The organism is Gilliamella sp. App2-1, from assembly GCF_001690255.1.
GTDB classification, from domain to species: domain Bacteria; phylum Pseudomonadota; class Gammaproteobacteria; order Enterobacterales; family Orbaceae; genus Gilliamella; species Gilliamella apicola_G.
The window spans coordinates 1-12,478 of record NZ_LZGR01000063.1; the positions used below are offsets into that span (position 1 = coordinate 1).

The 12,478-nt window shown below is 31.8% G+C and carries 9 protein-coding genes; 7 read left to right on the forward strand and 2 right to left on the reverse strand.

Translation table 11 applies throughout. The features are described from left to right. The coding region (locus A9G22_RS08615) for a stealth conserved region 3 domain-containing protein (RefSeq protein ID WP_141670026.1) at positions 1-561 on the forward strand (561 nt) is incomplete at its 5' end. Between the two features lie 29 nt (positions 562-590). Beyond that, positions 591-1,295, forward strand: a complete 705-nt coding sequence (locus tag A9G22_RS08620) for a CatB-related O-acetyltransferase (protein ID WP_065587362.1) — start codon at positions 591-593, stop codon at positions 1,293-1,295. Positions 1,296-1,514: 219 nt separating this feature from the next. Here the strand turns inward: A9G22_RS08620 and A9G22_RS11860 are convergent, their stop codons facing one another. Further along, positions 1,515-1,694, reverse strand: coding sequence for an integrase core domain-containing protein (locus A9G22_RS11860; RefSeq protein ID WP_081297023.1), 180 nt, complete (start codon positions 1,692-1,694; stop codon positions 1,515-1,517). A gap of 443 nt (positions 1,695-2,137) precedes the next feature. Between A9G22_RS11860 and htpX the strand changes: the two genes are divergently transcribed. The 4 genes from htpX (at position 2,138) to A9G22_RS08645 (ending at position 7,753) form a co-directional block, all read left to right on the forward strand. Next, positions 2,138-3,007 (forward strand): protease HtpX, encoded by an 870-nt coding sequence (gene htpX / locus A9G22_RS08630; RefSeq protein ID WP_065587363.1) that lies wholly within the window; start codon positions 2,138-2,140, stop codon positions 3,005-3,007. 138 nt (positions 3,008-3,145) lie between these two features. Beyond that, positions 3,146-5,089: a peptidase U32 family protein gene (locus A9G22_RS08635; RefSeq protein ID WP_075508714.1), complete on the forward strand. Its 1,944-nt coding sequence runs from the start codon at positions 3,146-3,148 to the stop codon at positions 5,087-5,089. A gap of 983 nt (positions 5,090-6,072) precedes the next feature. Next, a complete protein-coding gene (locus A9G22_RS08640) occupies positions 6,073-6,660 on the forward strand; it encodes a helix-turn-helix domain-containing protein (RefSeq protein WP_176700259.1) in 588 nt (195 codons plus the stop codon). A 49-nt stretch (positions 6,661-6,709) separates the two neighbouring features. Beyond that, positions 6,710-7,753, forward strand: coding sequence for a YdgH/BhsA/McbA-like domain containing protein (locus A9G22_RS08645; RefSeq protein ID WP_065586075.1), 1,044 nt, complete (start codon positions 6,710-6,712; stop codon positions 7,751-7,753). Positions 7,754-7,825: 72 nt separating this feature from the next. Here the strand turns inward: A9G22_RS08645 and hrpA are convergent, their stop codons facing one another. Continuing rightward, positions 7,826-11,701 (reverse strand): ATP-dependent RNA helicase HrpA, encoded by a 3,876-nt coding sequence (hrpA, locus tag A9G22_RS08650; protein WP_082264525.1) that lies wholly within the window; start codon positions 11,699-11,701, stop codon positions 7,826-7,828. A 75-nt stretch (positions 11,702-11,776) separates the two neighbouring features. On the opposite strand from hrpA, the gene A9G22_RS08655 reads away from it, so the two are divergent. Then, on the forward strand, positions 11,777-12,196 hold the full coding sequence (locus tag A9G22_RS08655) for an META domain-containing protein (RefSeq protein ID WP_065586074.1): 420 nt from the start codon (positions 11,777-11,779) through the stop codon (positions 12,194-12,196). Positions 12,197-12,478: the final 282 nt, after the last annotated feature.

Here is a 12,478-nt window from a genome sequence, read left to right on the forward strand (position 1 = left end):
GATTTTATGTTAACGGATTTTTGTACACCAAGTGACTTTTTCTTTGCTAATGGTATTATTAAGTATTTCCCAGCAGAGACTAGAGTTTATGAAGAAGATATTGATGATTCTAGAGAGGAATATTTATTATCGGATCGTAACGCAATTGGATTGATAAAAAAAGATCTTGGAAAATCTGGTAATGATATAATGTTACATTGTCCTTATCCATCCAAAAGAAGTCTTTTATATTTTCTAGAAAATAAATTTGAAGAGGAATTTTCTAAATGTGAAAAGGAAAGGTTTAGATCTAAAAATGATTTAAGACCGATTGCCTTTATGCAGTACCATTATGGATTCCAAAAAGGGTTAGCTGTCCCGTCTACACTACCACATCGTTATTTAGCTTTATATAAAAAAACGATTGATAAGCAGTTTAATGGTGTTTTTAAAACAAGAAAATATAAAACTATCTGTATTAACGATGTTGCAGTTCCTGAAGATAAACTTTTATCTGTAAACGATTTGACGATTGATTTTTTAGAATCTTACTTTCCTTTAAAATCGTCATTTGAAAAGTAGTTTTATAGATTCGAATAGGAGCCGATAATATGAATCACGATCAAAAAGTCATTCTGGGAAAACATAAAATATATGTATATAGAGGTACCATATTTGAAAATAGCGCTGAGGTTTTATGTGAAGCACCACTAAAAATTGGTGGTGAAATATCATTTAAAGGTTCTATTGGCGCATATACATACATAAGGAAGGGATGTAGATTATCACCGGGGCTAAAATCGATAGGGCGCTATTGTTCAATAGCGCCTGATGTAAAAATAGGCGATGGTAATCATCCAACTACTTGGTTATCGACAAGTCCTTTTCAGTGGGGGGCTTTTCCAGTCCCTATAGAATATCCATTGGAAAATAGAATTGTTTTTGAAAAACCTACCAAAACTATTACAATAGGGAATGATGTGTGGATAGGTACAAATGTTACTATCACACCAAACGTTACTATTGGGGATGGTGCTATAATTGCAGCTGGAGCAGTTGTTGTCAAAGATGTTGAACCATACTCAATAGTGGGCGGTGTACCAGCACAAGTGATTCGTTATAGATTCGATGATAAAATTATTGAAAGATTACTAAAACAGCAATGGTGGAGGTTTGCTCCAGATATGCTGTCTGGGATTAGTTTTGATAATCCAGAATTAGCCTTAGATGAAATAGATAATTTAATAAATAATAAAAAAATATCTGAAGATCACCCTAGTATTGTAAAAATTGGACCTATGGGAGTTATTCTATGAATAATAAAATTATATTGCTTTAATGATTACCGTATTAAAAAACGTATAGAATACTTAAGAAATGGGCTTCAAAGTTAACGGTTAGTTAATATATGATAGATTTTATACGGAAATATATGGTTAACTAAAAATTTTTGGCAAGCATTATTAAATTAACAATAATGCTTGTCCAATACAAATAGTAATTGTCTCCTAAGAGAACACAGCAAACGTAGAAAATTATACTGCTTGATTTAGGATTTTATACACAATCAGCGTCATATAATTTAATACCTCCTGCGGTTTTTCTGTGTTAGAAATTGTTAGCCATTCTTCGGTTACCTTTCTTGCTTGTTCCAGATTATTAAATAGATATAAATCCAATATTTCTGTGCAATAGGTACGGTTATATTGAATGATTTAACCGAACTTATCGAACCAAAGTGTTAGTATAACTACCCCTTAAAATAGTACAGTAAAAGAGTAGAAAATTCTCTTTATTAACCCAGAGAGGATTTAAATATGAAAAAATGACTGAACATCAGATTGTATCTATTTTAAAAGAAGCAGAAGCCGGTATCCCTGTCAAGGAATTTTGCCGTAAATATGGCATGGGAAATTCAATTTGAATATAAAACCCTAAGACAAGCAGTATAATTTTCTACTTGAATCTTGTACTAAGTTTGAGGTATTTACACTGGGGTTTTCATCATGTAAATATTCCATAAAAATGATAATTGCAAAATAGCATAAAATTGGAGTTATATTTTTACCGTTTATAATATATTATTAGCCTTCCTTGGAGATAGCTCCATTAATTTATTTAATAATTTAAAACCATAATAAAAAGAGAAATATTCATTATGATGCGAATTGGATTGTTTATTTTAACTAACTTAGCTGTTATGTTTGTATTCGGAATTATTCTAAGTATTTTAGGCATTGATTCACATAGTACGTTAGGATTACTTATTTTTGCGGCAATATTTGGTTTTGGTGGATCTTTTATATCCCTTCTGTTATCTAAGCGAATGGCTTTGAGGTCAGTAGGGGGACAAATTATTACGCAACCTAATAATAATCAAGAGCAATGGTTACTTGATGTTGTTCGCCGGTTATCAACAGAACTTAATATAAAAATGCCAGATGTTGCTATTTATCATGCTCAAGACGTAAATGCTTTTGCAACTGGCGCAACCAAAAATAGCTCTCTTGTTGCGGTAAGTACTGGTTTATTAAATACGATGACTCAAGATGAAGCTGAAGCAGTGATTGGTCATGAAATGAGCCATGTTGCTAATGGCGATATGGTCACAATGACTTTATTACAAGGTGTGCTTAATACTTTTGTTATTTTTATTTCACGAATTTTAGCCTCTGTTGTCGCACAAGCATTAAATGACCGCAATCGCGATTTATCACAGTTAGCGTATTTCTTGATAGTTATGGTTTTTGAAATGGTATTTGGTATTTTAGCTAGCCTTATAACAATGTGGTTTTCTCGTTATCGAGAATTTCACGCTGATGCTGGTGCGGCTAAATTAGTTGGAAATACAAAAATGATTGCAGCTTTAGAAAAACTTAAAACTAGCTATGAGCCAAGTGAGGATGCTTCAATTTTAGCATTCTGCATTAATGGTGCAAAAAAAGTGAAATTTTCAGAATTGTTTATGTCTCATCCACCTTTAGAAAAACGTATAGAAGCTTTACAAAATAGGACTTACCAAAGTTAATAGTTCGTTAATCTATAACAAATTTTATACACAAACGTTACTTACCTGAAAATTTTTGACAAGCATTATTAAATTAACAATAATGCTTGTCAAATAAAGAATACACTATTAATTAGTTATCGTTTCAAAGAGTTTATAATGCCACAACATCAAAACACCAATAATAAATTAGAATTACTTAGCCCGGCCAAAAATATTGAGATTGCACAGCAGGCTATTTTACATGGCGCAGATGCCGTATATATTGGTGGACCGAACTTTGGTGCTAGATATAATGCAGGTAATTCGGTTAGCGATATTGCTCAGCTAGTCGAATTTGCCCATCGTTATTATGCAAAAGTGTTTGTAACCTTAAATACCATACTTCACGATAACGAACTTGAACCGGCAAGACAACTTATATGGCAGTTTTATGATGCAGGTATTGATGCGTTAATTGTGCAAGATATGGGTATTTTGAATTTAGATATTCCCCCCATAGATTTGCATGCTAGCACTCAAATGGATATTAGAACACCTGAAAAAGCCAAATTCTTGTCTGATGTTGGTTTTTCACAAATAGTATTGGCTCGTGAACTTAATTTAGCTGAGATAGCAAAAATTAATGATCAGATTGATGCAAAAATAGAGTTTTTTATTCATGGTGCGCTTTGTGTGGCATTTTCAGGACAGTGTTATATCTCTCATGCACAAACAGGGCGTAGTGCCAATCGGGGAGATTGTTCCCAAGCTTGTCGGCTTCCTTTCACCTTAAAAGATGATCAAGGTCGTATTGTTGCTTACGATAAACATTTATTATCAATGAAAGATAATAATCAATCAGATAATTTGAGCGATTTAATTCAAGCAGGTGTGAGATCTTTCAAAATAGAAGGGCGTTACAAAGATTTAAGTTATGTCAAAAATATTACTGCTTTTTATCGTCAAAAATTAGATAATATTTTAACCCAATCTCCTGCTCTACAACAAGCATCAAGCGGTCGAACAGAACACTTTTTTACACCAGATCCTAACCAAACATTTCATCGAGGAAGCACGGATTATTTTGTACACGGAAGAAAGCCAAATATAGGCGCTTTCAATTCACCTAAATTTATTGGCTTACAAATTGGAGAGATAACCAAGATTACGCCTAAAACCATCGATATTAAATCCGAGAAAATATTAACTAACGGAGATGGTTTAAATGTACTGATAAAACGAGAGATTTTTGGATTTAGAGCCGATAAGATAGAAAAACTTTCGGTCAATCAATACCGAATTTACCCAAATGAAATCCCTAAACCACTTTTTTCAGCTAAATTACCTTATATGATCAATCGAAATCTTGATCACATGTGGCAACAAAATTTATTGAAAGAATCAAGTAATCGTAGAATTGGCGTGTCATTTGAATTATATAATATCGAAAATGGTATTGAGCTAAAAGCAAAAAGTGAAGAGGGAATTTGTGTTAAATTAGAACTAAAGGGCACATTCAATCTTGCAGAGCAACCAGATAAAGCATTGATAAATATTAGAGATAATTTAGCTAAACTAGGACAATCTATATATTATCTAACTGAATTTGAAGTAAATCTATCAAAAATTTATTTTATTCCAATTAGCCAATTAAACCAATTTAGACGAGATGCCATTGATAAATTGACTGCTGCAAGGTTAGCAAATTATCATCCCCAAAGACGTAAACCTGAACAGAAACCGGCTCCAATTTATCCTGAAAATCATTTAAGTTTTTTAGCCAACGTTTATAATCATAAAGCAAGAGAGTTTTATACACAACATGGAGTTGAATTAATCGAAAGTGCCTATGAGGCTCATGAAGTTAAAGATGATGCACCATTAATGATAACGAAACATTGCTTACGATTTGCATTTAATTTGTGTCCAAAACAAGCAAAAGGGATTCAGGGAGTTAAAACCAAAGTTACACCAATGAAATTGATTCAAAATAATAATGAAGAATTACTACTGAAGTTTAATTGTAAAGCTTGTGAAATGCAGGTTTGGGGTAAAATAAAAAAACCTATTTTAAAAATGCCAGTTCCTGGTAGTGAAGTTATTTTTATGACAAAAAATTAAAGTATCGAATGAAATTATAGTTATAAATGGAAGTAGTGAGGAATTCGTAATAATCAACTTAATTTAACATAATATACATTATTCCGACTTTAACATTTTGATATTTATAGTTTTTTATAATTAAAAAAAAGAGGGTGAAAATTTTCCCAGTGGTTAGTTTTGTGAATTGTAACTTAATGATTAACAATAAACATCATTGAATTTATACTTGATTTATCTAAAACAACAACTGTGGGATATAGGCTCAACTTGGAATTTTTTAGGTTGATTCTGTCAGCAAATTTTATATCCATTTTTCAGAAACTTGTTGTATTGACAGATAAATGACTTTTGGTCGGCAAAACCTATGGAATACCGTATTTAAAGACTCTATCGCATTGCATTAATGGTATAAATCGCTTTACGAATATCTCGATCCTAGCCAAAATATTAGACAATACACACCTATATCATTTTGTCATTTTGGTCATATTGTATGGCTGTGTTGGAGATTATAATAGATTTCAATATATTCCAGCCAGTTTATACTTGAATTTACATGCTGATTTTATTAGTTATATCTCAATAATTCATGTACATTTATTTTAGTGCGCATAATGTATATTATGTTAAATTAAGTTGATTATTGCGAATTCCTCACTACTTCCATTTATAGCTATAATTTCATTCGATACTTTAATTTTTTGTCATAAAAATAACTTCACTACCAGGAACTGGCATTTTTAAAATAGGTTTTTTTATTTTACCCCTCTTTACACAATAGAATAAAAATAATAATTAGCGAGCAATTGTGGTTTTATTATAAAATATGATACCCTAATGATCATAATAAACTATGATCATTACTTTTCGTCAATATGCAAAATATATTTAAGAGATTACGTTCCAACAGTTATTCTGTTCCATGTGAATTGTGTAGTATGGGATCTCTTTGCATTCCAATGTTACTTAACAATAAGTTAGATAGCATATTAGAGCAAAAAATGTCTTATACCAAAGATGAAATTCTAGTTAAAGCAAATACACCATTTACCAAATTATATATTATTCATTCGGGGGCATTAAAAACTTTTGTTACTACACCGGATAATCAACAACAAATTAATGGTTTTTATTTACCTGGCGATATTGTTGGTTTAGATTCACTTTCAACCAAAGTATATAACAATAATATTCAATCTCTTTGTAATACTCTTGTTTGTGAACTTTATTATGATGAATTAATGTCTTTAGTCGATACTCAAAAAAATATCAGAGACATGGTTTTTAATTTGCTAAGTTCTGATATTTATAATTATCAAAAATTAGTATTATGCTACTCGCAAAAAAAAGCAGATGAACGATTAGCAACCTTCATATATTCGCTTTATCAACGTTATGAAAAAAGAGGTCATTCTTCATTAAATATTAAACTTATGATGAGTCGGGCTGATATCGCTAATTATTTAGGCTTAACAATTGAGACAGTTAGTAGAAATTTATCAAAATTGCAAGAACAGAATATTATATCAGCTAAAGGAAAATATATATTTATTAAAAATTTAAATGCTTTGATAGATTTAGGTAACTAGATATATCTATGTTAAAATAATCAAAATAATTTATTTAAGGTCTTAATATATGGCAAGTTTAAAGAAAATATTCATTGTGACAACTATGACCTTTGTCTCTCTTTCTACGTTTGCAGCCCAACAACTAACAGAGCAACAAGCTAAAGATTTGCAGCCATTTAAAAACATAACCATCCGTGGAGCATTTTACACTGATAATGATTATGTTATGGCCATGTCAAGAGCTGCAGATAAAGAAGGTGCAGCTTCTTTTTATATAACCACAACCAATATCAGCCCATCTAATGATACTTTACGGATTGTTTACGCTAAATTATATAAAGCTGATGCGCCTAAAGCAGAAGAACAAACTGAAAAATTGCGCAAATTTGAAGGTGTGTATGAATATTCCAAATCTAAAGCTATACGTTTAGAACCATTCAATATTATTCGTATTCGAGGGTATTTTTCTAGTGAATATGATATAAACCAAGCAATTGCTAAAGAAGCTTCGGCAAAAGGTGCTTATGCTTATTATATCGATTCACATTCTCAATTAGGTAGTAATATACAAGTTACAGCCTATTTGTTTAAAAAAGATGCGCCAGTACGTAATCTGCAACCAGAAGATGCAATACCTTATGATTCTGAAGCTGGGCAACAAGCCCTTGCGCAAGGTGGTGATGTGGCAATGCAAGTTGAAAAACCTGGTTATTATTCTTCTTCAGCTTTTAATGAAAAATTTTATGCTAACAAATTTAATAATAAAGTAAAAGTCATTGATCAATCTACCAATAATGCAACAACGCCTACAGCAACAAGTACACCTAAATTGGGCGTTACTGCGGTTGCAAATGAGCTGCAGCGCATAACTCGTTACACTGTCACTCTGCCCGATGGAAGAAAAATTCAAGAATTAAATGATGCAACTGCAGCCAAAATGGTCGCATTTGATACAATTAAATTTAGAGGCTACTATGTGACTGATCAGGAAATTTCTTATCAAGCTGGTAAACGAGCCATTGATGCTGGAGCTAAGTATTATCACATAGCCCGAGTGGCTCATGATTCAAATGGTCCAAATATAACTGTTTTTGTTGACCTTTATCGATGAAACGTATATAGATAATTGGGCGCATAAGCGCCCTATTATTTTATTCAAACGAATTCTTTATTCATTCCATCATTATAATTCAGATTTAACTGTATCAATTTGTTGCTTAATGCGTTTTGCTGAAATGGGATATGATGTGCCTAGCTGTTGCGCAAATAGATTTACTCTTAATTCTTCAATCATCCAACGTATATTTATTACTTTTTCTTGTAATTTTGAGTTTTCTGGTAAGCTATTAAGCCATTTTTCATATTCATTTTCAATCTCTTCAACTATATTCATCGACAGCCTATCTTTAGTGTAATTTAACATGAGTTTTTCAATTCTTTTTTCAATTGCAGTTAAATAACGGTTGATATCTGGCAGCCGCTTATAACCTGATTGCGTAACAAAACCTTTATAAACAAGGTGATCAAGTTGTTTTTTTATATCAGATAAAGCAAAAGCTAATGCTAAGTCAATACGACCTTTTAATTTTTTACTGATGTTGTAATATAAAGTCAAAATGGACTCAACTTGTTTTGCAATATCAACCACAATTTCATTGATATTCGCTTTGGTATAATCCAATAATTTCTCGTAGTTATTTTGGCTTTGAATGACTTGACCATTTTGTTCAATTAAATAATCAACACCACAAGCAATGCAGTCATCAATTAAACTCAGTACTGTACCAAAAGCATTGAAATATAAACTTAATTTAGATTTATTTGGTAACTTTTCATGTAAATACTTGATTGGCGATGGTATATTGAGTATAAGTAAACGTCTTAACCCTAATTTTGTCAGTCTTTGTTGCTCATCTGGATTATCTACTAGCTTAATGCTTACAGATTGTTGATTATCAATGATTGCCGGATAAGCTTTAATCGTATAATTTTTATGCTTTTCTTCATAGATACTAGGTAGAGAGCCGAAACTCCACCCAGTTAAATTACTTTGCTCAATTTGAACCGTTTTCTTAATTGTTAAAGATGATAATGCTTGTTGAAGTTCGTTTTTGAGTTGTTCTTTTAGTAAAACGAGGTCTTTACTTGTAGCAATTTCTTTATTGTTATTATCAACAATGCTAAAAGTCATTTTCAAATAATCAGGAATTTGATCCAATTGCCAATCTTCAGGGGTAATTTTTACACCTGTCATTTTGTGAAATTCGGTTTCTAAACTTTCGAGTAAAGGTTGATCCGTTGAAATACCTCTACTCAAAAATGCATCAGCATAGTTTGGTGCTGGAACAAAATTTCGGCGCAGTGATTTAGGTAATGATTTGATTAGTGCAATAATTAAATTTTTTCTAAAACCTGGTACCTGCCAATCAAATCCCCTATTTTTGATTTGGTTTAATAGATTAAGAGGTATCCTTATTGTGACGCCGTCACGTTTATCTCTTATATCAAATTGATAACTCAGTGCTAATTTCAAATTATCTTGATTCCAAAAATCAGGAAAGTCATTTAAATTAATCAGTTGTGCTGATTGTTTGATCAACATCGCTTTCTCAACATTAAGAAAGTCAGGGGCTGATTTCTGCTTTTGTTTCCACCAAGCATCAAAGTGTTTAGATGACACGACAGATTTATCAATTCGTTTATCATAAAATTCAAAAAGTTCATCATCATCAATTAAAATATCTTGCCGACGAGATTTATGTTCAAGATCTTCAACTTCATTAATCAATTTTTTATTTTTTTTATAAAACTGATGGTTGGTAAACCAATCCCCTTCAACCAAGGCATGACGAATAAATAGGGAACGACTTAATCCAGGATCGATTTTACTATAATTCACTATTCGGCTAGCAACAATAGGTAAACCAAATAATGTCACTTTTTCATTTGCAATTGTTGTACCTTGTTTTTTTGACCACCTCGGTTCGTTATAACTATATTTCACCAAATGTTTTGCTATGGGCTCAATCCATTCAGCTTCAATTTTAGCCGCTGTTCTTCCCCATAGCCGGCTAGTTTCAATCAGTTCACTAACGATACACCATTTAGGTTGATTTTTGAAAAGTGCCGAATTAGGAAAAATTGCAAATTTAATATTTCGCGCCCCAATATACTCATGCTTTTCAAGTTCCTTCATTCCGATATGGGATAATAAACCACTTAGTAATGAAATATGTAATGAATTATAATCTGCCGCTTTACTATTTATAGGGAATGCTAATTGTTTAATTGTTTGTCTAATTTGTGTATAAACATCTTGCCATTCTCGAATCCGAAGGTAGTTTAAGAACTCCTTCTGACACAATCGTCTAAATTGATTGCCGGATAGCATATTTTGTTGTTCTTTAATATAATTCCATAAATTAATCAGAGAAATAAAATCGGACTCCTTATCTACAAAACGCCGATGTTTTTCATCAGAAATTTGCTGTTTATCAAAAGGTCTTTCTCTAGGATCTTGTATCGACAAAGCTGCAGTAATTATCATTATTTCTTTAGTACAACCTAATCGCCTTGCTTCGACCAGCATTCTGGCCAACCTTGGGTCGATGGGTAATTGTGCTAAAATCCGTCCTATTTCAGTTAAATGATATCGATGATGTTTAGTAAATATTGCACCGAGTTCTTCTAACAATCGAATGCCATCACGAATATATTTTGCATCAGGCGCTTCAACAAAAGGAAATGCTGCAATGTCACCTAAACCTAACGAGGTCATCTGTAATATCACCGATGCTAAATTGGTACGTAAAATTTCAGGATCGGTAAATTCGGGGCGAGATAAAAAATCTTGTTCATCATATAACCGGATGCAGATACCATCTGAGGTTCGCCCACAGCGCCCTTTTCGTTGGTTGGCTGAAGCTTGAGATATCGGTTCAATCGGTAAACGTTGAACTTTAGTGCGATAACTATAGCGACTAATCCTAGCTAAACCCGTGTCGATAACATATTTAATTCCAGGCACCGTTAACGATGTTTCTGCCACATTTGTTGCTAGAACTATTCGCCTTTTAGTGTGTGACTGAAAAATCCGATTTTGTTCTGATACTGATAACCTTGCATATAATGGTAAGATATCAGTATGACGAAGTTCCAATTTATTAAGTGTATCTGCAAGATCTCGAATTTCTCTTTCACCAGTTAGAAAAATAAGTATATCACCATGGCTTTCAGCAGACAGTTCATCAATTGCTTCTATGATCGGTTGAAAATCACTATTTTTATCATTGTAATTATCATCTTCATTTAATATTGTGGGACGATATCTAACTTCAACTGGATAGGTACGACCCGACACTTCAATAATCGGTGCTTGGTTAAAATGTTTAGAAAAACGTTCCACATCAATCGTTGCCGATGTTATTATGACTTTCAAGTCTGGACGTTTAGGTAATAATTGCTTAAGGTAGCCTAAAATAAAATCAATGTTTAAGCTACGTTCATGAGCTTCGTCAATAATAATGGTATCGTATTGTAATAAAAGTTTATCTTTTTGAATTTCAGCAAGCAATATACCGTCAGTCATTAATTTAATCAGTGTTGTTTCACTAACATGATCAGAGAATCTGACTTTGAAACCAACTAATTGCCCTATTTCTGTTTTCAACTCATCTGCAATACGATTAGCCACTGAACGTGCAGCTAATCTCCTTGGTTGGGTGTGACCAATATAGCCTTTGACGCCTAAGCCTAATTCTAAACAGATTTTTGGAATTTGTGTCGTTTTTCCTGAACCCGTTTCACCAGCAATTATGACTACTTGATGATGCTTAATTGTGTCATAAATTTCTTGTTTTTTTTCAGCGACAGGTAAATTATCGGGAAAATCAATTTTCTTTGGTAACGATGCTACTCTGGCTTGGAAATCTAAATGAGCCTCATGTATGGCGGAATCTATATCAGCTATAGTTTGACTTTTCTGGACTAATTTTATTATTTTATGTTTATTTACGAAAGTCATTGAATCAAGATTTTTTAATTGTTGTTGAGATAACATGGCTCGTCAGATATTTTAATTAAAGTCATAATTAGACTCAATTATAGCAAATTTAACCTATTATTAGGAGTTCAAATGAAAAAAACGTTATTGCTAATTTCACTATTTATGGCTTCTTTATGTATGTCAGGATGTGATAAATCAAATAAAATACAAGATACCGACCTTATGCATCACCGTTTTGCACTAATTAAAGTAAATGGTCAAGATATTCCTTTATATGAACAAGCTGAGCTTATATTTGGAGAAAACATGATTATCACAGGAAAAATGTGTAATCAGTTTTCTGGTCAAGTTACCTTAAATAATGATAACATTAAAGGTGCAAGCCTTGCGATGACCAAAATGCTTTGTAATGATGATCAATTAAATCAATTAGATTATATTATTGATCAATTAATTACTGAAGGCGCTAAGATCAATTTAACCAATGATCAATTAACCTTAAAAGACCACGAAAATGAATTAATTTATCAACTTAAAGATTTAATGTAGCACATACATGTTATTTTTTAAGACTTTTTGATATAAATATATCTATTAATTTGAGATAAAAAACTTTATTTAAAATACTGTTAAGAATATAATAAGGACAATTTTTAAAGGATCTAACTTATTGATGAAATTATCATATTTTTCAAGAGTTTTATACGAATTTTGTAGCTATTTAATTAAAGCTATAAAAATCCTTTTAATCAATATTGCCAATGCTTTGTCATTGGTTTTTTTTTGCATAACGTTGGTTTATCGAATTTTTAAATTGAATTAAAACTTTAA

Coding starts and splice junctions, on each gene's coding strand:
- A9G22_RS08620 (WP_065587362.1), top strand. CDS start 591: ATGAATCACGATCAAAAAGTCATTCTGGGAAAACATAAAATATATGTA.
- htpX (WP_065587363.1), top strand. CDS start 2,138: ATGATGCGAATTGGATTGTTTATTTTAACTAACTTAGCTGTTATGTTT.
- A9G22_RS08635 (WP_075508714.1), top strand. CDS start 3,146: ATGCCACAACATCAAAACACCAATAATAAATTAGAATTACTTAGCCCG.
- A9G22_RS08640 (WP_176700259.1), top strand. CDS start 6,073: ATGTCTTATACCAAAGATGAAATTCTAGTTAAAGCAAATACACCATTT.
- A9G22_RS08645 (WP_065586075.1), top strand. CDS start 6,710: ATGGCAAGTTTAAAGAAAATATTCATTGTGACAACTATGACCTTTGTC.
- hrpA (WP_082264525.1), bottom strand. CDS start 11,701: ATGTTATCTCAACAACAATTAAAAAATCTTGATTCAATGACTTTCGTA.
- A9G22_RS08655 (WP_065586074.1), top strand. CDS start 11,777: ATGAAAAAAACGTTATTGCTAATTTCACTATTTATGGCTTCTTTATGT.